13 protein-coding genes are annotated in these 22,358 nt (G+C 35.6%); 8 read left to right on the top strand and 5 right to left on the bottom strand.

Going from position 1 to position 22,358, the window contains the following annotated elements:
- Together J7K39_05445 and J7K39_05440 are read right to left on the bottom strand one after the other, a co-directional pair.
- Positions 1-1,737 carry a hypothetical protein gene (locus tag J7K39_05445; GenBank protein MCD6179330.1) on the bottom strand — a complete coding sequence of 579 codons (1,737 nt, stop codon included), beginning with the start codon at positions 1,735-1,737 and terminating at the stop codon, positions 1-3.
- 10 nt (positions 1,738-1,747) lie between these two features.
- Positions 1,748-3,034: a Glu/Leu/Phe/Val dehydrogenase gene (locus J7K39_05440; protein MCD6179329.1), complete on the bottom strand. Its 1,287-nt coding sequence runs from the start codon at positions 3,032-3,034 to the stop codon at positions 1,748-1,750.
- 305 nt (positions 3,035-3,339) lie between these two features.
- Here J7K39_05440 and J7K39_05435 point away from each other — a divergent pair, with 305 nt between their 5' ends.
- The 6 genes from J7K39_05435 to J7K39_05410 all read left to right on the top strand — a co-directional run bounded on the left by J7K39_05435 (position 3,340) and on the right by J7K39_05410 (position 7,864).
- On the top strand, positions 3,340-4,479 hold the full coding sequence (locus J7K39_05435) for an acyl-CoA dehydrogenase family protein (protein MCD6179328.1): 1,140 nt from the start codon (positions 3,340-3,342) through the stop codon (positions 4,477-4,479).
- A gap of 103 nt (positions 4,480-4,582) precedes the next feature.
- A complete protein-coding gene (locus tag J7K39_05430) occupies positions 4,583-5,332 on the top strand; it encodes an electron transfer flavoprotein subunit beta/FixA family protein (protein MCD6179327.1) in 750 nt (249 codons plus the stop codon).
- Between the two features lie 19 nt (positions 5,333-5,351).
- Entirely contained in the window at positions 5,352-6,326 is a 975-nt protein-coding gene (locus tag J7K39_05425; protein MCD6179326.1) for an electron transfer flavoprotein subunit alpha/FixB family protein, read from the top strand.
- A gap of 241 nt (positions 6,327-6,567) precedes the next feature.
- Entirely contained in the window at positions 6,568-7,125 is a 558-nt protein-coding gene (locus J7K39_05420; protein ID MCD6179325.1) for a sigma-70 family RNA polymerase sigma factor, read from the top strand.
- Between the two features lie 4 nt (positions 7,126-7,129).
- Positions 7,130-7,393, top strand: a complete 264-nt coding sequence (locus J7K39_05415; protein ID MCD6179324.1) for a hypothetical protein — start codon at positions 7,130-7,132, stop codon at positions 7,391-7,393.
- A gap of 114 nt (positions 7,394-7,507) precedes the next feature.
- On the top strand, positions 7,508-7,864 hold the full coding sequence (locus tag J7K39_05410; GenBank protein MCD6179323.1) for a DsrE family protein: 357 nt from the start codon (positions 7,508-7,510) through the stop codon (positions 7,862-7,864).
- 128 nt (positions 7,865-7,992) lie between these two features.
- Here the strand turns inward: J7K39_05410 and J7K39_05405 are convergent, their stop codons facing one another.
- Both J7K39_05405 and J7K39_05400 read right to left on the bottom strand, forming a co-directional pair.
- On the bottom strand, positions 7,993-8,904 hold the full coding sequence (locus tag J7K39_05405) for a magnesium transporter CorA family protein (protein MCD6179322.1): 912 nt from the start codon (positions 8,902-8,904) through the stop codon (positions 7,993-7,995).
- Positions 8,905-9,061: 157 nt separating this feature from the next.
- A complete protein-coding gene (locus tag J7K39_05400) occupies positions 9,062-18,568 on the bottom strand; it encodes a T9SS type A sorting domain-containing protein (GenBank protein MCD6179321.1) in 9,507 nt (3,168 codons plus the stop codon).
- A gap of 330 nt (positions 18,569-18,898) precedes the next feature.
- On the opposite strand from J7K39_05400, the gene J7K39_05395 reads away from it, so the two are divergent.
- Positions 18,899-20,224, top strand: a complete 1,326-nt coding sequence (locus tag J7K39_05395) for an amidohydrolase (protein ID MCD6179320.1) — start codon at positions 18,899-18,901, stop codon at positions 20,222-20,224.
- Between the two features lie 3 nt (positions 20,225-20,227).
- Positions 20,228-21,469: a 1-acyl-sn-glycerol-3-phosphate acyltransferase gene (locus J7K39_05390; protein ID MCD6179319.1), complete on the top strand. Its 1,242-nt coding sequence runs from the start codon at positions 20,228-20,230 to the stop codon at positions 21,467-21,469.
- Here the strand turns inward: J7K39_05390 and J7K39_05385 are convergent.
- A partial coding sequence (locus J7K39_05385; GenBank protein MCD6179318.1) for a 4-phosphoerythronate dehydrogenase occupies positions 21,459-22,358 on the bottom strand: 900 nt, incomplete at its 5' end. The genes J7K39_05390 and J7K39_05385 overlap by 11 nt on opposite strands.

Below are 22,358 nucleotides of genomic sequence, written 5' to 3'. Positions count from 1 at the left end.
TTATGGTTTTAAAATTATTCCTCGACCACTTCTGCCATCAACTTCTATTTTAAGTGGTTTGTTTAATCTCAGATGACGGAGATAATTAGTTTCTTTTATGCTTTTTTGATCTTTCAGCCAAGCCCAATCTATTTGTTTATCATTTATTCTATCAACTGAAAAATAAAACACCTGAAAACCACTCACATTATGAAAAAAATGGGAGCCTTGACTTTGCTCAAAGTTTATATTTTTCAATGTTGCTTCAACTATAGCTTTTGCTCCTGCAATTTGTCCCCAATTAACAGGAATTCCTGCTGATACATCAGAAGTCCCCCAACGACCAAAACCAATTAAAAGATATTCTCGGTTTTGTTGTAAAAGTTCAGTATTTATTTTTTCAAGTTCTGAAGCTATTTCCTGAGTCTTTGTTGTATCAAAGAAGTCAGGTTTTAAATAAACAATATCGTTAATGCTTTTATTTATGCCGTTTCCTAAGACATGCTTGGAAGATATTAAGGTATTTTCACTATAAAAAGTTTCATCGCTTATATTCACTTCATCAAAAGAAACAGCCATTGGTCTGGCTTGTAAAAAGCCGAATTTATGAACTCCTGTTTCTGAAAAGTTTAACGCAAATTCTATTTCGACAGGAGATTCATAATGCTTTTCTGTAAGTTGCATCAAGTCACTTAAAAAATTATTGAGAGGAGGTTCGTTTAAACGTAAAATAGGGGCAAAGTTTAAAATACGTGGCCCACTTTTTCCGATACCCATAATAATGCGACCGGAATTAGCATCTAATGTTGAAGCAGAATATTTTAGATTTTTCCCTTTGTCGGCAACTGTTAAATCATTTTCTAATAGATATTCCGTTTCTTTTATTGGATTATAAGCCTCGGGCTTCCCCATATTCACTGACCAAAATCGAGTTTGTGTATTTTTCATCATCTCGTTTACTGAACCAAAGGGAGGATCGAGCTTAGGTAAAGCAGGAGAAAAAGACCAAGATAATCCGCCATCTACAATAGTCTTTCCAAGACCTACAGCTAAATTTATAATTCCATCTTTCGGATCGGCATTACCAAAAGCATAATAATTATAAGAGCGTCCAACGCCTGAAATATCAGGATAAAAAAGGTCTTCTTGACGTTTACCAACTACTTCTTGAATAATAACAGCCATTTTTTCATCTTCGGTTGAATAAGGAGTTGCTCTCATATAATCTTTAGCAGCCTTAAAAAAGGTAGAAGCATAAACAAATTTTATTCCTTCTATAAGTTTTTTAAATCTACTATCGGCATCTAACTGATTATTCGGAGTCATTTTCGTACTATAAATACCCGCAAACGACTCGTTAACAGCATCTTCTAAAAGGCTTGAAGAGCGTATGGCAAGAGGTTTTTTTACTTCTACAGCAACTGCTCTTAAATCACCTAAAACTTCAAAAGGAAGCTCTGCTTTTTGGAATGCAAGAGCAATTCTATCGTCGGGTAAATCTGAATAGGCTACAGAATATAAATCATTTTGCTTCATAAAAGCATCAAAAACTCCGGTTCTCAAAGTAGTAAAAATTGGGACTTCGGCTTCAAATTCCGGATATTTATCGTTTTTAAATTGTTCTTTTAAAATTTCGTGAACGCGAAGTAATCCGCCGGCCTTTCCGCCAAATTCTCCATTTCCGATATAAGTAACTTTGTTTTCCGGATGATAAAAATTACGATTAAAGCGAGCTATATTGTTTTTAATATTATCCATAGATTTTAGATTAAACCCAACCTCTATCTTTAGATGCCTGAGCTACCCTATCTACAGCAATTAAATAAGCAGCTTGCCGCATCGGGACTTTGTATTTTAGAGCAAAATTACTCACTGAAATATAGGCCGAAGTCATTTTTGCATCCAGTTTGCTTAACACCTCATCTTTGGTCCAATAATAATTCATATTACTTTGTACCTGTTCAAAATAACTACAGCTTACACCTCCTGAACTAGCCAAAAAATCGGGGATGGTAAACAATCCTTTTGCATCAATAATATCTGCTGCTTCAGGAGTTGTTGGTCCATTTGCTCCTTCGACAATAATTTTCACTTTAGGATGGATTCGCTCCACATTATCTATACTTATTTGATTTTCTATGGCTGCCGGAATGATAATATCGACTTCTTGAGCAATCCAATCCTCACCTGGAAGAACCTTATAATTTAAAGCCAAGGCTTTTTCCTTATCGATTCCTCCAAAGCGATCGGTAATACTTTTAAGTTCCTTATAATCTATTCCGTCTTTTTTATAGAAAGTATAGCTGCATTGATTTTGATGACACCAGCTGGCAACACTTAAAACTGTTCCTCCAATTTGGGTGTATAGTTCAAAAGCGTGTTGACCTACATTTCCAAACCCCTGAATGCTGGCTGTTGTTTCGGAAGCATTCATATTTAATTCTTTTAACGCTTCGCGAAGCGTGATAATAACGCCATATCCCGTCGCTTCTTTTCTGCCTAAACTTCCTCCCATACTAATGGGTTTTCCTGTAATAAATCCCGGGGCTTTTGTTCCTGTTAAAACTTCGTATTCATCAAGCATCCAAAGCATATGTTGAGGAGTAGCCATAATATCCGGAGCAGGAACATCTAACTGAGGCCCAATATTTCTAATAATTTGACGAACCCAACCGCGACATAAGCGCTCCTGTTCAAAAAGACTAAGATTATGAGGATCGCAAACAATACCTCCTTTGCTTCCACCCAGAGGAATATCAACTACCGCTGTTTTCCAACTCACCCACATAGATAGAGCCCTGACTAAGTCTATTGTTTCTTGCGGATGAAATCTAACACCTCCTTTTGCAGGACCTCGTGCATCGTTATGCTGCACACGAAATCCTTTAAAAACTTTCATATTACCATCATCCATACGGATGGGAATACTGAAATGAAACTCACGCATAGGAGTTCTTAACAATTCGCAAGTGGCTTGGTCTAATTCCAGAATTTTTGCTGCTTGATCGAATTGTTTTTGTGCGCTGTAAAATGCATTATATGCCGATGTACTCATTTTATTTTGCTTTCCTCAAAGATAAGATGAAAATTAATGTGATAATAATTTAAGACACTAAATTGATAATTAAATTGTCTATAACTATTAAAAAAACAAGTAATTTATATGTAGAGATTTATTCGAGTAACTGTTGTGTCTACTGATATGACATGTATTTTTCCATAAATTAAAAATAGTATGCATGCATACAATATTTTTTTGTAATTTAGCTCCTCAAATAAAAATGCATTTTCCGGAGGAAAAATTGTTTGATATTTATTTTTTTCTAATGGGATAACAGATGAAAACTTAAATCAAATACAATGAACTTTCAATTTTCAGAAGAGCAATTAATGATTCAACAAGCGGCTAGAGATTACGCGCAGCGTGAATTGATAAAAGACGTTTTAGAGCGTGACGAAGGAGCCATATATCCAACCGAACATGTAAAGAATTTAGCGGAGCTAGGTTTTATGGGTATGTTAGTTAGTGAAAAATGGGATGGTGGAGGAATGGACACCGTATCTTATGTTTTAGCCGTTGAAGAGATTTCAAAAATTGATTCTTCTGCAGCTGTAATTATGTCTGTGAATAATTCTTTGGTTTGTTACGGACTGGAAAAATATGGTACTGATGCTCAAAGAGAAAAATACTTAAAACCCCTTGCACGTGGAGAGAAAATAGGTGCTTTTCTTTTATCAGAACCGGAAGCAGGATCCGATGCTACTAAGCAAAGAACTACCGCTGAAGATAAAGGCGATTATTATCTTATTAATGGAACTAAAAATTGGATTACTAACGGAAATACAGCTTCAACCTATTTGGTAGTTGCCCATACTCATCCTGAAAAAGGACATCGTGGTATTAATGTATTTATTGTTGATAGACATGCCGAAGGAATTTCCGTAGGACCTCACGAAAATAAAATGGGAATGCGTTCCTCAGATACACATTCCGTAATGTTTACAGATGTAAAAGTACCTAAAGAAAATCGTATCGGAGAAGATGGTTTCGGTTTTAAATTTGCTATGAAAACTCTCGAGGGTGGCCGTATTGGTATTGCTTCTCAAGCTTTGGGAATAGCATCAGGAGCTTTAGAATTAGCTGTTAAATATGCTCAGGAACGTAAAGCTTTTGGCACCGAAATTATTAATCATCAAGCAATAGCATTTAAATTAGCCGATATGGCTGTTAAAGTAGAAAATGCACGTAATCTATGTCTAAAAGCAGCTTGGTTAAAAGATCAAGGACAACCTTATGGAACTGCCAGCGCACAGGCTAAATTATATGCTGCTGATATTGCTATGGAAGTAACTACCGAAGCTGTTCAAATCCATGGCGGATATGGTTATGTTAAAGAGTATCACGTAGAACGTTTAATGCGTGAAGCAAAATTGACTCAGATTTATGAAGGAACTTCAGAAGTACAAAAAATTATTATATCAAGAAGTTTAATGAGATAAAATTGCTATTGGCTGTGAGTCCTTCGTTTTTTTGCTAAAAGCGAATAGCCAAAAGCTAAAGTTTTTGTAAAGTTAAAAAGCAACATATAAAAATATCAATAATATGAAAATACTAGTTTGTTTAAGTAATGTTCCGGACACTACCACAAAAATCAAGCTCAATAGCGATAAAACGTCTGTTGATATGACTGGTGTTCAATGGGTAATTAACCCTTGGGATGAATTAGCACTTACACGTGCTTTGGATTTAAAAGAAAAATCTGGTGGAAAAATTGAAAAAATTACGGTAATCACTGTTGGTGAGAAATTTACTGAACCAACTATTCGTAAAGCTTTAGCTGTTGGTGCTGATGATGCCGTTCGTATTGATATGACTCCAACTGACGATTATGAAGTGGCTTCTAATATAGCGGCTTACGTAAAGGATAATCCTTACGAAATTATTTTATCCGGTATTGAATCGAGTGATTATAATGGTTCTGCTGTTGGCGGAATGTTAGCGGAGTTCTTAAAAATATCTTCAGTTTCTTCAGTTTCTTTCCTCGATGTTGAAGGTGAAGAACCAATAATGAAACGCGAAATTCCCGGTGGAACAGAAACAGTTAAAGTTCCGGTTCCTTTCGTAGCAATTGTTCAAAAAGGAATCGCTCTCGATCCTCGTATTCCTGCAATGCGTGGTATAATGATGGCTCGTAAAAAACCATTAACTGTCGTTGAACCTACCGGTGAAGCTGCAAAATCCAATTTCTCGGGTTTTGATATGCCAAAACCTAAAGCAAAAGTAAAAATGATTGATGCTGAAAATGCAGGCGAGCTTATTACTTTATTGCACGAAGAAGCCAAAGTTATTTAACCCAAAAAACAGAAAAATTATGTCAGTTATAGTATATACAGAAAACTGGGACGGGAAATTTAAAAAATCAAGTTATGAACTTGTTTCCTATGCCCATTCCATGGCTACAGAATTAGGAGTAGAAACCGTTGTTGTTTCTATAGGAGAAGTTGCCGATGAAGAACTTAATACTCTTGCCAATTATGGCGCAAATAAAATTTTGAGTGCTACTAACGAAAAATTTGCCGTTTTAGATAATGCTGCTTACGCTTCGGTTATTGCACGTGCTGCTAAAGCAAATGGTGCTAAAATAGTTTTATTTGCTAATAACTTTACGGGAAAAGCAGTTGCTCCTCGTGTAGCTGTTAAACTCGAAGCAGGATTAGCAAATAGCGTAACAGCATTGCCTATTAGTTTTGATCCTTTTGTAGTTAAAAAGAATGTTTTTAACGGAAAAGCAATAGGACAACAGCAAATCAATTCCGATATCAAAGTTATTTCGCTCGCTCAAAATTCTTTTGAAATTAAAGAAGTAGGTGGCGCTGCTACTATTGAAGCATTTGATGCCGGCTTAGACGATGAAAAATTTGACACGCAATTAATTGAAAAAAATACTGTTACAGGTAAAATTATACTTACCGATGCTGAACTTGTTGTTAGCGGTGGTCGTGGTATGAAATCAGGTGATAACTGGGGTCCACTTGAAGAATTAGCATCTGTTTTAGGAGCCGGAACAGCTTGCTCTCGTCCTGTTGCCGATGAAGGTTGGCGCCCTCACGCAGAGCATGTTGGACAAACGGGTAAAATTATTGCTCCTAATCTTTATATTGCTTTGGGTATTTCCGGTGCTATTCAGCATTTAGCCGGAGTCAGTTCTTCCAAAGTGATAGTAGCTGTTAATACCGATCCTGAAGCACCTTTCTTTGAAGCTGCGGATTATGGTATTTTGGGTGATGTTAAAAAAGTAATCCCTCAGTTAATAGAAGCCGCTAAAGCATTTAAGGCTAATTCATAATTTGGGATTTATTCTTATCAGACAAATATTTTGGGCTGTAACATTGACTATTCAATGACAAAGAAGCTCAATATATCCTAAAAATAAAAGGGTGGTTTTTAACCATCCTTTTATTTTTGTCGTTATTGTAGAGCAAAAGAAAACAAAGTTGTTTGGAATATTTTTTATATCGAAACCACCCTGATTCATATTTAGTTCAAATTAATTACTTTTGTCTTCTTGCTGTTTCAAACACTAAAATATGGTAAAAGAAAATAATGCGCTTTCTATTTGGGTTGAAGATTATACGCAATCTATGTATAGTTGGGCTTTTCATAAAACCTCGGATGAAGAAGCAGCAAAAGATTTAGTACAAGATACTTTTTTGGCGGCAGCGGAAAAAATAGACTCTTTTAAAGGAGACAGTTCGCCTAAAACGTGGTTGTTTTCTATTCTTAATTATAAGATTATTGATTACTATCGAGGAAAAGTTAAAAAGCCTCAGCGGATAAAAGATCAATCATTCGAGCATTTCTTTACAAGCGATGGTGAATGGAGAAAAAATAAACAACCTACTGATTGGGATGATGATTCAGAAAATCTATTAGATAATGAAAGTTTCCAAGCTGTTTTAAAGGAATGTCTTGATGCGCTACCCGAACAGTGGAGCACTTGCATAAAATTAAAATACCTATCTGATAAAAAAGGGGATGAGATTTGTCAGGAAATAGAAATAAGTCCTACTAATTATTGGCAAATTATTCATAGAGCTAAATTACAATTGAGAGAATGTGTAGAAGACAACTGGTTTAAAAATTAAGATGATGGTAAAGAAAATTATGCACTATATGTTTCTTTCCTGCCTGAAGGCAACGGAATTAATTGATAAAAAATCATACGTTCCCCTTTCTTGCGTTCAAAATATTCAATTAAAAGCTCATAAATCAATGTGCAAAGCCTGTCGTAATTACGAAAAGCAAAGCTCTCTTTTAGACAAGACTTTAAATGCGACTCTCAATAAAGAGGATCTCACGGTAGATATTGATGCTTTAAAAGCGCAAATTCAAGAAAATATCAAGAACAACTGATACCTTACACAATTTCCTTTATAAATTTTTATCTGTATTCTTTATTTTTTGTCAGGTTTTGATTTTATATCGACTAACTAATCAAAATCAAGTATTAATATCAAAATAAATATCATGACAAAAATTGCGATTGTAATATTATCGGATACAGAAACTATGGAATCCCTTGGAAAACTATCAAATGCTTTTATGTTAGCACAAGAATCCATTGAAAATGGCGATGATCTTAAAATTATTTTTGAAGGAGCAGGTGCCCGGTGGATAGGTGCTTTAGAAGAAAAAGATCATAAGCTTCATGAATTATATCTTAGCGTAAAAAATAATATTACAGGAGTTTGCTTCTATTGCGCAGGTGTTTTTGGAGTAAAACCAAAAGTCTTAGACGCTAATATTCCTCTAATTTCAGAATATAAAGAGCACCCTAGTTTACGTCAGCTTTTTGTAGACGGCTATCAGGTTGTTACTTTTTAAGAGTAAAATATTAAGTCTTTTTTTCACTATCAGAAATAATATCGCAATATTATTGCGATATTATTTCTATTTATCTAAAAAACTTTAAAAGAGTGATTAAAAAATTTAATGAATTCAAAATAAGATTATTACATCCAGCGCTTTTTCTTAAAATACAGAACCATTACAATAGCAATTGTAATCATTGTGCCAAAGATGATACTAAAAGCAAGTCCCATATGCTGCATTGGTAAATTAATATTCATTCCATAAATACCAGTGATAAAAGTAAGAGGCAAAATAATAGAAGAAATTAAGGTAAGAATTCGCATTACTTCATTGGTACGATTTGCCATTAAAGAATCGAAAGTTCTACTAAGACCTTCTATTAATTCTTGATAATCTTCTATCATATCCCACATCTTTTGGTAATTATCCAATATATTACCCCAGTAATCCTCCATATTTTCAGCAAAGCCTTCAATATCTCCTTTTTCAAATTTCAAGAAAATGCGAAGTTGTGGTTTAATAATAGTATTAAGGATAATAATATTTTTACGAGTAATGGATATACGCTCAATAACTTTCTCAGCCTTTTTTTCAAATAACTCACGATTGGCTCTATCAACATCATCGCCAATACGTCTAACCACCGGATACGATTCTTTCATAACAGCCTCAATAATCAAATAAAGCAGAGCGTCTGTTGTTCCAACTTCAAATTTTTCACCTCTATTTTCTTGGTCTTGAGCTTCTTGGAACATTTTTCCGACTATCCAGTTAGAGCTTCCAATAGTAATAATTTGTTCTTCCCACCAGAATATTTTTACTTCTTTAGTACGTAAAAATTTTCCAAGCTTATCAAAAATAGGGAAATGCAATATTAAAAAGTAATAATCATCATAACTATCCACCTTAGGACGCTGATTAATCTTACTCTTACAATCTTCAATATCAAGGAGATGGACATGGTATTTACTTTGTAAATAGTCGAAATCTGCTTCTACGGGATGGTTGATGTGATTCCAACGGAGGGTTCCCAGTTTTACGGTTTCAATCATTTCGACCTCCTTTTTAAATTAATTCTTAATTTTTTTCCATGCACGACAAAGGTAACAAATTCTATTAGAATCTATTATCTGCTTTAAGTTTTTTAAAGAAGTTACTGAATTATATATAAGGAAAGCGGCTATTTAAAAATAACTGCTTTCCTCATTTTTACATCAATATTATCCGCTTATAACTTACCCTGTCTGAAGTGGCTAAACGTATAAAGTAAACTCCACGCTCAAAGCCTTGTAAATCAAATTGTTTTTGAAGTTTTATAGCATTTACAAATGGGATTTTATCTTCTAATATCAGTCTTCCATCAAAATCAATTACCCACACTTCAACTTCTTCTTTCAATCCGCTTATTTCAACATTAAACTTACCATCATTAGTTGGATTAGGGAATATATCTATTTTAACACCATCTGTATCTAACTCATTCAATCCTGTACAATCTTTAAATACCAATTGTATAGAATCCAAACTAATACAGCCTGTACTGTTAGTTACTTCAATAAAATACATAAACTCTCCGGCTCCATCTTTTTCTACAACTATTTTATTAGAAGCCACATCATCGGGTTTCCATAAATACGATACAGCATCATCTGCCGAAGCTGTAAGTGTAATTTTATCATTAGTACAAGCAGTATCGTTTGGCTCGACCAAAATACTTATAGGCGATCCGGTATTAAAATCAAGCGTAATATCATCACTATCCGTACATCCGTGTTCACTCACTACATCAACTGTAAAATAATAACTGCCCGGATTGTCGGTACTGAAAATTATACTTTCAGTATCTTCCATAGTATTCCAACTAAACTCAGCAATATCAGGTCCTTCAGCCGTTAGAGTAATTGGATAATAGGTACAAATATTATTATCTGGTGTAGCTACAATAGTTACATTTAATTCACTCGCTAAAGTCAGTTCAATAGGATTTTCTTTATACGCATTTTCACAGTCATCTTTTTCTTTAACAACAACATTATATATTCCTGAATTCAAATCGCCAAAATAAGCCGTTGAAACATAGTTTGCGCCGCCATCAATAGAATAAAGCATATCTCCAAATAGGCTGCTGGCATCTATATCGATAGATCCTAAACCACCATCACAAGCACCGTAGGTAACATCAACATTATTAAATGTTACGCCTTGTGGCTCTGATAAGACAACAGGATTATTTTCATAGAATAATTCACATCTGTTGGTATCTTTAAGAACCACCGTATAATTACCCGCATCGAGACCTGTAAAAGATCCACTATCCTGATAAGTTGTACCGCCATCAATAGAATAACTTAAAATACCCGAGCCACCGCTACCTGTAGCATTTATTTCGCCATCGGCAGAAGAATTACACCATAAATCGAGTGTGCTTACCGACAAAGTAAGTGCAGATGGAGAACTAATATTAACGTTTTGAGGATTAGATTGACAGTCGTTATTATTTTTATCTCGAACTAACACCAAATAACTTGCAGCATCCAACTCGGTAAAAATATTTTCGTCTTGCCAAGTTTTTCCATTATCATTTGAATATTGATAAGTTCCACTTTTACCGCCACTAGCATTTACTTCTATGCTACCGTCACCATCATTAGCACAGGTAATATCCGTTTTTACTACCGTGAAATTAATCAGATCGGGTTGAGAAATAATTACCTCTCGTGCTGTTTGACAAGAAGTACCTCCAAGTCGGCGAACAAGAACGGAATAAGTTCCGGCACTTAATTCTGTGAACAACTCATTAGTTTGCCAATTATCACCACCATCAATAGAATATTCATAATCCACATCCGGTGAATCTTCATCCATGGTTACTCTTAATCTACCATCGTTACCACCAAAACATTGAACGTTTAACCAGTTCACGACAAAATTCAGTTCGTTATCTTTTCCAACACTCACTTCACTCATTGCAGATTGACAATCGTTAAACATACGATCACGAACTACGATTTCGTAAGTATCAACTCCCAAATTTTCAATTAGAGATTCACTTTGCCAGCTTATTCCGTTGTCTATAGAAAAATCATATACTAAAGAGGAGCCACCAAAAGCAGTAATTTCAATAAACCCGTCATTCGTTCCGCCACAGCTTTCGTTAGTTACTTTACTTGTGAAGGTAATAATATCAGGTTCTCCAACAGTAACTTCTTTTGGATAAGATATACAAGAACTACCTCCTTTTTTCTGAACAAGAACAGTATAATTGCCACTGGCTAAATTCGTAAAGACATTTGAATCTTGCCAGCTCTCTCCATTAGTATTTGAGAATTCATATTCTGTTAAATCAACTCCTATACTTAATCCAACGGTTATTGTACCATCGGAAGCACCGTTACATGTCGTGTTTGTTTTTGAGACACTGAAATCGAATTCGCTACGTTTTATGATCTCCACCGGTATAGTATCCGAAGTGCAAACAGGGTTATCTTTATTGTGAGCGAAAACAGAGTAGCTTCCCACACCTATTTTATCGAAAACATTAGATTCTTGGAATGTTTCACCTCCATCAATAGTAAATTCACAATAATCACTTACACAACCTGAGAATATGATAGTTATTCGTCCATCATTCACCCCGTCACAAGTCTCATCTTTTTTCTGTACTTCTATACTTATTCGTTCCGGTTGTGAAACAATAATCATTTTGAAATCAGGTTGACAATCTGACGACCCTTGTTCTCGGATGCCAACATAATAAAACCCTGCTTTCAGATTAGTAAAAGAATTTGATAGAAGCCAATTTTCCCCATTATCAATACTATATTCATAAGTAGCCGTTTTACTTCCGACAGTTAATGTTATAAGTATTTCGCCATCATTAAAACCATAACAACTTACATTGGTTACTTCTGTTTCAAAGCCAAGTTCTGTAGCTTTTACTAAGGTAATATCTACCTGATTTGAAATACAATCGGGATTTGCTTTATCTCGAATAAGCAGACTGAAATCATCGGCCTTTAAATTCTCAAACAAGCCGTTATCGCTCCAGTTTGAACCTCCGTTGGAACTGTATTCATAGGTTCCGCTGGCTCCGCCGCTAGCAATCATTTCAATTTCGCCATCGCTATCGGCATTACAACTTTCGTTACGAGCATTATAGGTGAATGTTAATTCTTCGGCTTCGAACAAATCTTGTAAGGTTGTTTCTGATTCACAATCGGGCGTTGATTGGTCGCGAACAACCAATTCATAGCTTCCTCCACTAAGATTTAAGAAACTATTATCTGCTTGCCATGTCGTTCCATTATCGATAGAATAATCGTAAGTAGCTGCACCATCGACAGTAATCACGATTTCACCATCGGCACTACCCGGACAACTAACATCTTGGTAAGTGTGCGTAAAATCAATTGGTGAAAGCGCTTTAATTTTAATATCTTCTGATGCTGAAGCACAAGCCGTATTTACTTTATCGTGAATAATAGCTGTATAAGTATCAGCAGCAAGTCCACTAAATGTATCGCTATCTTGCCAAGTCGCTCCGTTATCAATAGAGTATTGATAAGTTCCACTTCCAGCACCGCCAACACCACCACTTGCCGTTAAAACAATTTCACCATTATTGTTTACACCACAATCGGCATGCGTAAAATCGGAAGTAAAAGTCAATTCTGTGGGCTCCGATAAGATTACATCTTTATCAATTGCTTGACAAGAAGTATTACTCTGATCTCGAACACTAATTACATAAGTTGCTGCACTAAGACCTGTAAACACATTAGAATCTTGCCATTCTCCGTGATCGATAGAATATTGATAAGTACCACTATCTCCTCCGGTAGCAGTAACTCTTATTTCACCATTAGAAGAGCCATTACATGAAATATTGGTTGTTGTTGTAGAAAAATCAATAATCATTGGCTCAGTAAGTTCAATTGTTAAAGCTTCCGTTTGACAATCAGTTACCCCTAAATCTCTAACAACAATATTATAAGTTGACGCTTTTAGATTTAAAAAGCGATTACTAGTTTGCCAAGAGGCTCCATTATCTTTTGAATATTCGTAGGTTGCCGTTCCTAATCCGCCTTCGCCTCCACTTGCATTTACAATTATATAGCCATCATCGTCTCCAAAACATTCAACGTCTTTTTTAGTAATTGTAAAGTTTATTTTACTTGGCTCTTCAAGTTCAAGAATAATGGGTTCTGTATAACAAGTTGGCATTGCTTGTTCCCTGACAACTACTGTGTACGTTCCGGCGATCAAGCCTTCAAAAATATTAGATGTACTCCAAGTTGCAGCGTTGTCTACAGAATATTCATAATCAACACCACCATTTGCTGTAATATTTATTGTGCCATCATTACCTTCAAAACAACTTACATCGGTATAAGTGGTTGAAACCTCTACTGTAGAATATTCGTGAACAGTAACTTCTAAAGCAGATGCTTGACAATCTGTATTTTCTTTATCTCTGATTGTAATAAGGTAATCGCCTTGAGTAAGGTTAGAGAAAATATTTGAATCTTGCCAAGTTGCTCCATTATCATTTGAATATTGATAAGTTCCACTTCCGGCACCTCCAACACCTCCGCTTGCTTCTACTGTAATTTCGCCATCGTTTCCAGCCAAACAAGTTGCATTTTTTACTGTCGATACAAAAGACAATTCTGTTGGTTCTTCTAAACTTAACTCGATAGTTTCTGAGCTGCAAAGAGGGTTTTCACTTTCGCGTGTTATCAATACATAATCATCAGAGTATAAATTTTCAAATAGACCCAAAGCTTGCCAAGTATCACCATTATCAATAGTGAACTCATAACCAGAACCACCAACTCCCGTCATATCAATTATGCCATCATTATTTCCGTTACAACTTATTTCAGCATATGTATAAGTTAGATTTATCGGGCTTATTAAATCGATAAAAACATCTTGATAAGGTGTTGCACAAGAATGATATTCTTTATCGCGAACAGCAACCAAATAATTGTCTGAAGCCAAGCCTGTAAAGTCTCCACTATCCTGCCAATTACTACCTCCATCAATTGTATACTCAAACGTTCCACTTGCACCACCACCGGTTCCTCCAGTAGCAGTTAAATGAATTTCCCCATCATCATTGGTACTACAATTAGCATCTACTTTTGTAAAAGTCAAATCCAATAAATCCGGCTCTGTTATTTCAGTATTAGTAATATCTGATATACAAGAAGTTACAACAGCATCACGAATAGCAAGTTGATATTCTCCTATAGAAAGCGACTCGAAAGTATTGTTGTTTTGCCAATTTAAACCTCCATCGATAGAATAACTATATGTACCAGAACCATTGCCGCCAACTCCTCCACTGGCAGTAAACACAATTGTTCCATCTTTATTTCCATTACACGTTACATCGGTTTGTTCAAATGTAAATTCCAATAGCGTTGGTTCTGTAATTTCTACAATTTCGGCTTCGGTAACATTTACAATATTTACTTTATCGCGAACTCTAACCGAATAAGAACCGGCTAATAAATTGCTAAAAACATTAAAATCAGACCACGTTGTTCCATCATCGATAGAATACTGATAAGTTCCACTTCCGGCTCCGCCGAGACCACCACTGGCAGTAATTTGAATTTCACCGGTAGCAGCACCATTACAACTAATATTTGAATGAGTTGTAGTAAATACTAATGGCGTTGGTTCGGTAAGAATAACTTCTTGAGGTCCAACTTCGCAAGCTGTATTTATACGATCGCGAACCAAAACCTGATAAGTTCCGGCATACAAAGCTGTAAAAACAGATGCATCTTGCCAAGTATCTCCATTATCGATACTGTACTGATACAATCCCGTTCCAGCTCCACCTTCACCTCCACTTGCACTAACAGAGATTACACCATTATTGCATTCAAAGCAGCTTACATCTACTTTCTCTGTCGTAAATGTTATTGAACTGGGTTCTGTTATTGTAATTCTCTGGATATCAGATTGACAATCTTTATTCTCTTTTTCTGCAATAAGCAAAGTATAACGTCCTGAACTGAGATCATTAAAGGTATTAGATTCCTGAAAATCAACTCCTCCATTAATAGAATATTGGTATCCTGCACCAGATCCACCACTAGCAGTAAAAACAATTTGAGCATCATTACCACCTGCACAACTTACATCACGTTGAGTAAAAGTAAATGTTAAAGGATCAGCTTCTGAAACGATAACTTCTTTTGCATCTGTTGCACAATTTATATTTTCTTTATCGCGAACCAAAACCTGATAAGTTCCGGCAAATAAACCATCGAATATATCGCTATCTTGCCAACTATAACCACCATCATTACTATATTGATACGTACCACTTCCGGCAGCTCCAACGCCTCCGTTAGCTGTTATAATTATTTTTCCATTATCGTTACCACTGCAGGCAATATCAAAGGCCTCTGTGGTAAATGTTATCTGGGTAGGCTCTAAAATCTCAAGCTCAACAGCTTCTGTAGTGCAATCTGTATTTCCCTGATCACGAACAACAACAAAGTAAGATCCGGCAATAAGATTATTGAAAACATTTGATGTTTGCCAATTATCACCACCATCAATTGAATAATCAAATACTCCACTTCCTCCTCCACCTTCGCCACCGGTAGCAGTAACTTCTATTTGACCGTTAGAGCCTTCAAAACAACTAACATGAGTTAAAGAGGTTTCAACACTTATTGCACTTGGCTCTGTAATTTCTACTTCTTCAGATTCAGTCTGACAAGCTATATTCACAGCATCTCTAACACTAACATTATAAGTACTCGCGGTTAAACCTGTAAATCTGTTTTCGTCTTGCCAAGTATCACCACTATCATTACTGTATTGATAAGTACCGCTTCCTGAGCCCCCTACACCTCCATTTGCGGTAATAACTATTTCCCCATCATCGCCACCATTACAACTTACATTATATTGAGTAATTGAAAAAGTAATTTCTGTAGGTTCTTCAATACGTACTGTTTTAGCATCAGAAACACAAGAAGTATTGGCTTGATCGCGAATAATAATTTCATAATCTCCTGCTGTTAAATCTTCAAACACATTGGATGTTTGCCAAGTGGAACCATTATCTTTTGAATAATCATATCCCACACCTGAACCACCACTAGCAGTTACAGTAATTATTCCATCAGAACCACCATTACAACCAACGTCTGTTTGAGTAGTTGTAAATGTAAGTGGATCGGCTTGTGTAATAGTAGTGGTAGATATTTCAGAACTACAATCTGTATTCACTTTATCGCGAATGCGAACATTATATGTCCCTGCTAATAAATTATTAAAAGTATTATCAGCCTGCCAATTTATTCCGCCATCAATACTATAATCGTAAGTAGCACTTCCGTTTCCACCAACGCCTCCAGAGGCATTGATAACGATTTGTCCATCATTATTTCCATTACAACTAATGTTCTGCTGATCGACAGTAAAACTTAATGCTGTGGGTTCTGTTATTGTAACTGTTTTTATATTTGTCTGACAAGCCGTTTGTTCTTGATCCCGTACAACAATATCATAATCGCCCGCAATTAAATTACTAAATGTATTTGATGTTTGCCAATTATCACCACCATCGGCAGAATAATCGTAGCTTGCAGAGCCTGCACCACCTTCGCCACCACTCGCATTAACAATTATTTCGCCTTCACTTCCACCATTACAGTTAATATTTGTTTGAGAGGTAGTAAATGTAATTGCAGTAGGCTGAGTAATTGTTACCGTTTCCCCGTCAACAACGCAAGAAGCACTTTCTTTATCGCGAACAGCAGTTGGATAATCTCCTGCTGTTAAACCCGTAAATTCCTCGCTATCTTGCCAATTAGAACCACCATCAACACTATATTGATATGTTCCACTACCATTTCCTCCTTCGCCACCGTTTGCACTGAATATAATACTTCCATCATTTCCGCCATTACAGCTAACTTCGGTTTGAGTAATAGAAAAGGTGATAGCTGTAGGCTCTATAATTATAGCCTCAACAGGATCGGTTTCGCAAGTAGTTGCAGAAGTTCTTTTTCCTCCAATTACCGTATAATCATAAACATAGTCTCTGACAACCAAAGAGTATGTCCCCGCAGTTAGGTCTTCAAAATAATTACTTCGACTCCAACTTCCGCCACCATCAATAGAATATTCATAACCTTCGCCTACTCCACCGGATGCGGTAATTTCTATACTGCCGTCGTTTCCATTATTACAGCTTACATCCGTTAATGTATATGATAAATCCAAAGGATCAGGATCTGTTAATTCAATAGTATCAATATTTGTACAGCCGTTAGATTCTTTAACCACCACATTATATTCTCCTGCCGGCAAATCTGTAAAAATATTTTCATCATAAAAATTCTCCCCACCATCAATAGAATACTTATAAGGAGATGTTCCTCCTGAGGCAAAAATTTCTATTGCTCCATCGGATTCGCCATGACAACTTATATGTGTTAAAGAAGTTATCGGAGGTTGTATATCTCCATAAATTATTGTTATAGAGCCACATTCGCCCGGAGAAACATTACATTCGCCTTCACCTCTAACATAATAAGTTGTTGTTGAAGATGGCGTTACGGTAAAAACTCCAGTTGTATTAGATGCAAGTAATGTACCACCACAACTCCCTGCGTATAAATACCAATCTGAAGCTCCATTCAAATTATCATCTTCAGAAATTGAAATAGTTGTTGATTGTAATCCTAAGGGACAAATCACAGGCTGAGTAGCGATAAGAGTAGGCGTATCAGCAGAAGTCGCAGGAACAAATCCCGTTGCCTCATAAATTCTATCGTTACCACCAATATACAAACTGTATTTTGTAGGATCATTTGATGAAGGACCAAATTTTAAATCGCAATAATTAGTCGCCAATAAGCTAGACGCAAAAACTTCTCCGACTCCGGTAGAAAGATTGTAACGATGAACAGTGGCTCCATTATGAACAAAAGCATAAGTTCCGGTTGGATCTATTGCAAAATTACTTCTGCTCTCGCTTGGTAAAGGATCTGTAACTAAAGTATAAGTTCCTCCTGCAATATCAACTTCGTAAATTCCTAATGGACTTATGGCGATATAGAGCTTACCGGTTGCTTCGCAATATTCTAAACCATGTCGGAGAGTATCAGAAGGCAATCCACTTACAACCACAGACGAAGTGTTACTTGCAATATCATATTCGTAAATAGCATTAGCAGTCCCTTTTCCATCTGTAGTATAGATTTTATCACCAATAACAGCCATTCCCGCCTCGGCTCCAATATCACCTGTAAAGACATGAGGGTTACTAGAGCTTACGCTAGGAGATAAGTCAACCATAATTAAGCTTCCTTCGGAATTACTAAAAATAGAATCGTTATAATAAACGATATCCGTAGAAATATAATTATGCAATAAACCTGCAGCTGCGCTACTGGCAAAATTTGAAGATAGGAGAACAGAATTGCCGTCCATATCCACCTTGTACAATTTACCAAGTATATTTTTCCCGGTAAAATAAATCAGATTGTTATCCCAATCCACGGTCATTTCCGTTACCTTATCAGAGAAAGTAGAGAATTCGCTAATACAGTATGGATCGTTAATAACCTGAGCTTGCACCAAATTTGATAAGGCAATAAATCCTAAGCTTATAAAGAGTATTGATAAAAATTTAGACTTAAGGAGGCTTATTAATTTTAAAGCGGATTTTTTCATGCTAATTGATTTTGTGGTAAACAATTATTTGCTACCCCTAATTTTTAATTATACAATCGCTACATCATTTAATAATCAAAACATTGAAGAAAGAAATACGAAAATTTCACCTTCAATTTACAATTGCTTTCTCTTTTAAAAACAGGAGTATGCAGAACCAAAGATAATCATTTAAGATTTGAGTTAAAAGTAGAATATTCAATTTAATTAACAAGAGAGACTTAACAACCTTATAATCAAATTGCTTCATAAAAGCACACAAAATAATTGAATAAGCCAAATTTTCTTAGCTTTGATAATTCATCTATTAAATCCAAAACTTAGGTTTTTATGAAAAAACTACAATCGCTTTTGTTCCTTATTCTATTCCCTTCTATAATCTTTTCTCAAGAGATATTACAGGAAAGAATACGGCAAATTACCTATAATCAAACTGAAAAATCAAAAGAAATTTATATTGACTTACATCAAAATCCGGAGCTTTCCTTTATGGAATTTAAAACTTCTGAAAAAATGGCCAATAAACTTAAAAGTTTGGGTTTTGAAGTTACTACTAATGTAGGTGGAAATGGTGTTGTTGGAGTTTTTAAAAATGGAAAAGGAAAAACTATTTTGCTAAGAACCGATATGGATGCTTTACCGATTAAAGAAAATACCGGACTCCCGTTTGCAAGTCAAGTTTTTGCAAAAGATTTTGATGGGGTTGATGCGGCAGTTATGCATGCCTGCGGACACGATTTACATATGACCACTTGGCTAGGAACATTGCAAGCCTTGCTTAGTTTAAAAGATGAATGGAAAGGAACTATTGTTGCTATCGCACAACCTGCCGAAGAAATGAGTGGGGGTTCTAACGCAATGATTGCCGACGGTCTTTTTACACGATTTCCCAAACCCGATTATGCTTTAGCTTATCACGTTAGTGCAGAACTCCCAACAGGAACTATTGGTTATTATCCGGGAGCTATATTTGCCGGCGTAAATAGTATCGACATAAGCGTTTTTGGACAAGGTGGGCACGGGGCTATGCCACATACAACCATTGACCCTGTTGTTTTAGCCTCACGTATAGTTTTGGATATACAAACCATTGTCAGTAGAGAAATAAACCCTATTCACCCTGCTGTTGTAACTGTTGGGTCTATACACGGAGGTACAAAACATAATATTATTCCTGATGAAGTTGATATGCAACTCACAGTTCGCTTTTTTAGCGACGAAACCTATAATCAGATAATAGAAGCTCTAAAAAGAATAACACGTGGAATTGCTATTTCGGCGGGACTAAATAAAGACAAATGGCCACTTGTAAAAATTTCCAATCAATTTACTCCTCCGGTAGTAAATAATTCAAGCTTAGTTTTAAAAGCAATAGAGCCTATGAAACAACTTTTAGGTGATAAAAATGTAATACAGGTAGAACCTTTAACCGTTGGCGAAGACTTTGGAAAATATGGCAGAACCAAAGAGAATATTCCCATTGCACTTTTTTGGTTGGGAGGTGTAAACAAAGTTAAATATCAGGATCATTTAGAAAAAGGCACAATACTACCGGGCTTACATAATGCCGCCTTCTATCCCGATTTTGAACCTACTTATAAAACAGGTGTATCTACTATGACTTATACTATGATTCAGCTTTTTAATCAAAAATAAAAAATGAAACAGAAGAAAGCTTACACTACTAATTTAGTTATTCGATTCTTAGTTCATCTCTTATTTTCTTCCTTCATTCGCTATTATAAGGTAAAAAAGAAGCTTCCCAAAGAAGTAAAGAATCTGCAACCACCTTATTTAGTTTTATCTAATCATGTGGGCTTTTGGGATCCTTTTGTCGCTGGACATTTTTTACCGCATTTCACTCATTTTGTTTCTTCAGATGCTGTTTTCCGTAATCCTTTACTTCGTTTTTTCCTAACCCGATTAGGTACTATTCCCAAAAAGAAAAACATGCGCGATAGTCAGGTTATTCGCGATATAGTTACCGTTATAAAGCAAGGTGAAAATATAGGAATTTTTCCCGAGGCCGTTCGTAATTGGTCAGGCTCAACATCACCTATGGATCCCTCTATCGGAAAATTGATAAAAATGCTGAAAGTGCCTGTTGTTGTTACTGTTTTAAAAGGAATGAATCTTATGCATCCGCGTTGGACTTTTAAGTTACGTTCTTATCCTTTGGAGGTAGAATACAAATTACTTTTTACAAAAGAAGATGTAGTAGCTATGGATTCCCAAACTCTTTTTGAAGGTTTAACCGAAGGAATGAAACATGATGAAGTGACTTACCAAAAGAATAGAATGGGAAAAATCAAATCGTCCAAACGTGCAGAACATATTGGTCACGCTCTTTATCTTTGTCCTGAATGCCATGCTATTGATTCTTTTAGGGCTCAAGGAAATGATTTTAAATGTGAAGAATGCAATTACTCCATTCATATTGATGATTATGGTTTTTTTGAGCATAAAAACAATGGGAAACTCTACTTTGATAATATCAGAGATTGGTTTGATTGGGAAGAGAAAGAGTTAGTTAATTTTGTTCGTAAAAAATATCTCGACAATTTTAACAAACCCATTTTTACAGATAAGAAAATGGAAATTTTCAAAAATGATGCAAAAGGAAAATTAGTTACTATTGGCTTGGCAGATGTTCATTTATATCGTGATAAAATCCGTATAGATTTCTTAGAAAGAAAAGAAAGTCTTGAGTTTAATTTCATCGACTTACAAACCATCAACCCTCAAACTAAAGAGCGATTGGAAATTTTTTACAAAGACGCCGCTTATCGCATTGCCGGAACTCGTCTTGGAGTGAGTGCTTTAAAATGGGAAATTGCTGTAAATACTATTTGGAAAGAAATGGGTTTAACAGCCAAAATGGTGCCTTATATCAGAGTTTAAAACCTAAGTTCTTTATTCGCTTTTCTAAAGAGGAATTGTTGGCCTGAATTTTAACAAAGTAATTTCCAAATTCGCAACGGATAGGATATTCTCCTCTTTGATTTTCAAAAGTATCAACAGATTTTATTAAGCGATCATGATCGCTTTGAATATCGTAAGTAGATAAAACACATTTTGATAAAATGTCTTTTTCATCATCTAAATCAGCTTTAATATTTATTTCCGTATTCGGTGGCGTTGGAATATTTGATGGAAACCAATTTTTTAAACCAAAACCAAAAAAATCACTAATGGCTTGTACACTCATTGCGGTTCCATTTGCTTTTCCATCGGCTGAATAGCCGGCAATATGTGGCGTAGCATAATCTACTAAATCAAGTAATTCCAAATCAATGTACGGTTCATTCTCCCACACATCCAATACAGCACCCTTTATTTGCTTGTTTTTTAATGCATTTTTAAGCGCATCACCATCTATCACATTACCTCTGGAAGTATTAATTATAATAGCCGATGATTTTATAGAGTTAAAGAATTCCTTATTTCCCATATATAAAGTCTTATCAATACCTTGCTTGTTCAGAGGAACATGAAAAGTAATAATATCGGCTTTTTCTATAATTTCATTTAGGGAAACTGAATCTGTTAATACGCCCGATCTATACAAAGGAGGATCATTAATTAAAACATTAAAACCAAGAGCCGACGTAAGTTTAGTAACTTTAGAACCCACATTACCATAGCCAATAATACCAATGGTTTTTTCGGGAAAATTAAAATTGTATTTATAAGAAAGGCTCACAAGAGCCGAAGCAACATATTGCATAACCGAGCCCGAATTACAAGCCGGAGCATTTGTCCATTGAATATTATTTTTCTGACAATAATC

This window comes from Bacteroidales bacterium (assembly GCA_021157585.1).
Taxonomy (GTDB): domain Bacteria; phylum Bacteroidota; class Bacteroidia; order Bacteroidales; family UBA12170; genus UBA12170.
Note: the sequence above shows the minus strand (reverse complement) of the source record. Positions and strands in the feature narration are given on the sequence as shown.